Origin of the sequence: Pseudomonas sp. 2995-3, assembly GCF_002742565.1 — a bacterium.
In the GTDB taxonomy this organism is placed as follows: domain Bacteria; phylum Pseudomonadota; class Gammaproteobacteria; order Pseudomonadales; family Pseudomonadaceae; genus Aquipseudomonas; species Aquipseudomonas edaphica.
On the sequence record NZ_LJSB01000238.1, the window covers coordinates 1 to 3,341 of the forward strand.

The following is a 3,341-nucleotide window of genomic DNA, read 5'->3' on the forward strand; positions in this document are numbered from 1 at the left end:
GGAATTTAATCTTGACGATGACCTACTCTCACATGGGGAAACCCCACACTACCATCGGCGATGCATCGTTTCACTACTGAGTTCGGGATGGGATCAGGTGGTTCCAATGCTCTATGGTCGTCAAGAAATTCGGGTACTGAGTCGTAGCCAGATGGCTTCGCTTCAGCAAATTGGGTATGTGACAGCTTTCGGTGTTTTGTGAGCGTCGAACTTTCGGTTCATCTCGTCTTCACACACCGCAATCTGATGCTCTTTCGAGTACTCAAATTGCTTGGGTGTTATATGGTCAAGCCTCACGGGCAATTAGTATTGGTTAGCTCAACGCCTCACAGCGCTTACACACCCAACCTATCAACGTCGTAGTCTTCGACGGCCCTTCAGGGAACTCAAGGTTCCAGTGAGATCTCATCTTGAGGCTAGTTTCCCGCTTAGATGCTTTCAGCGGTTATCTATTCCGAACATAGCTACCCGGCAATGCCACTGGCGTGACAACCGGAACACCAGAGGTTCGTCCACTCCGGTCCTCTCGTACTAGGAGCAGCCCCTCTCAAATCTCAAACGTCCACGGCAGATAGGGACCGAACTGTCTCACGACGTTCTAAACCCAGCTCGCGTACCACTTTAAATGGCGAACAGCCATACCCTTGGGACCGGCTTCAGCCCCAGGATGTGATGAGCCGACATCGAGGTGCCAAACACCGCCGTCGATATGAACTCTTGGGCGGTATCAGCCTGTTATCCCCGGAGTACCTTTTATCCGTTGAGCGATGGCCCTTCCATACAGAACCACCGGATCACTAAGACCTACTTTCGTACCTGCTCGACGTGTCTGTCTCGCAGTCAAGCGCGCTTTTGCCTTTATACTCTACGACCGATTTCCGACCGGTCTGAGCGCACCTTCGTACTCCTCCGTTACTCTTTAGGAGGAGACCGCCCCAGTCAAACTACCCACCATACACTGTCCTCGATCCGGATAACGGACCTGAGTTAGAACCTCAAAGTTGCCAGGGTGGTATTTCAAGGTTGGCTCCACGCAGACTGGCGTCCACGCTTCAAAGCCTCCCACCTATCCTACACAAGCAAATTCAAAGTCCAGTGCAAAGCTATAGTAAAGGTTCACGGGGTCTTTCCGTCTAGCCGCGGATACACTGCATCTTCACAGCGATTTCAATTTCACTGAGTCTCGGGTGGAGACAGCGCCGCCATCGTTACGCCATTCGTGCAGGTCGGAACTTACCCGACAAGGAATTTCGCTACCTTAGGACCGTTATAGTTACGGCCGCCGTTTACCGGGGCTTCGATCAAGAGCTTCGCGTTAGCTAACCCCATCAATTAACCTTCCGGCACCGGGCAGGCGTCACACCCTATACGTCCACTTTCGTGTTTGCAGAGTGCTGTGTTTTTAATAAACAGTCGCAGCGGCCTGGTATCTTCGACCGGCATGAGCTTACGGAGCAAGTCCTTCACCCTCACCGGCGCACCTTCTCCCGAAGTTACGGTGCCATTTTGCCTAGTTCCTTCACCCGAGTTCTCTCAAGCGCCTTGGTATTCTCTACCCAACCACCTGTGTCGGTTTGGGGTACGGTTCCTGGTTACCTGAAGCTTAGAAGCTTTTCTTGGAAGCATGGCATCAACCACTTCGCTAACTAAAAGTTAGCTCGTCATCAGCTCTCGGCCTTAGAATCCCGGATTTACCTAAGATTCCAGCCTACCACCTTAAACTTGGACAACCAACGCCAAGCTGGCCTAGCCTTCTCCGTCCCTCCATCGCAATAACCAGAAGTACAGGAATATTAACCTGTTTTCCATCGACTACGCTTTTCAGCCTCGCCTTAGGGACCGACTAACCCTGCGTCGATTAACGTTGCGCAGGAAACCTTGGTCTTTCGGCGTGGGTGTTTTTCACACCCATTGTCGTTACTCATGTCAGCATTCGCACTTCTGATACCTCCAGCAAGCTTCTCAACTCACCTTCACAGGCTTACAGAACGCTCCTCTACCGCATCACTTACGTGATACCCGTAGCTTCGGTGTATGGTTTGAGCCCCGTTACATCTTCCGCGCAGGCCGACTCGACTAGTGAGCTATTACGCTTTCTTTAAAGGGTGGCTGCTTCTAAGCCAACCTCCTAGCTGTCTAAGCCTTCCCACATCGTTTCCCACTTAACCATAACTTTGGGACCTTAGCTGACGGTCTGGGTTGTTTCCCTTTTCACGACGGACGTTAGCACCCGCCGTGTGTCTCCCATGCTCGGCACTTGTAGGTATTCGGAGTTTGCATCGGTTTGGTAAGTCGGGATGACCCCCTAGCCGAAACAGTGCTCTACCCCCTACAGTGATACATGAGGCGCTACCTAAATAGCTTTCGAGGAGAACCAGCTATCTCCGAGCTTGATTAGCCTTTCACTCCGATCCACAGGTCATCCGCTAACTTTTCAACGGTAGTCGGTTCGGTCCTCCAGTTAGTGTTACCCAACCTTCAACCTGCCCATGGATAGATCGCCCGGTTTCGGGTCTATTCCCAGCGACTAGACGCCCTATTAAGACTCGCTTTCGCTACGCCTCCCCTATTCGGTTAAGCTCGCCACTGAAAATAAGTCGCTGACCCATTATACAAAAGGTACGCAGTCACAGAACAAAGTCTGCTCCCACTGCTTGTACGCATACGGTTTCAGGATCTATTTCACTCCCCTCTCCGGGGTTCTTTTCGCCTTTCCCTCACGGTACTAGTTCACTATCGGTCAGTCAGTAGTATTTAGCCTTGGAGGATGGTCCCCCCATATTCAGACAAAGTTTCTCGTGCTCCGTCCTACTCGATTTCATGACTAAGAGATTTTCGCGTACAGGGCTATCACCCACTATGGCCGCACTTTCCAGAGCGTTCCGCTAATCTCAAAGCCACTTAAGGGCTAGTCCCCGTTCGCTCGCCACTACTAAGGGAATCTCGGTTGATTTCTTTTCCTCAGGGTACTTAGATGTTTCAGTTCCCCTGGTTCGCCTCTTACGCCTATGTATTCAGCGTAAGATAACCATCTTATGATGGCTGGGTTCCCCCATTCAGACATCTCCGGATCAAAGTCTGTTTGCCGACTCCCCGAAGCTTTTCGCAGGCTACCACGTCTTTCATCGCCTCTGACTGCCAAGGCATCCACCGTATGCGCTTCTTCACTTGACCATATAACCCCAAGCAATCTGGTTATACTGTGAAGACAACATTCGCCGAAAATTCGAATTTCTCAACTAAGAGAACTCACAAATTTTACCTTAGCCTGATCCGTTACCAGTGAAAGTAACGTTCAGTCTATCTTTCTATCACATACCCAAATTTTTAAAGAACGAGCT

The 3,341-nt window shown here is 50.8% G+C and carries 2 rRNA genes; both read right to left on the reverse strand.

Features of this window, described 5'->3' with window-relative positions:
* Window positions 1-9: 9 nt before the first annotated feature.
* Window positions 10-125, reverse strand: a 5S ribosomal RNA gene (gene rrf, locus AOA62_RS24630).
* A 157-nt stretch (window positions 126-282) separates the two neighbouring features.
* A 23S ribosomal RNA gene (locus tag AOA62_RS24635) occupies window positions 283-3,174 on the reverse strand.
* Between the last annotated feature and the right edge of the window lie 167 nt (window positions 3,175-3,341).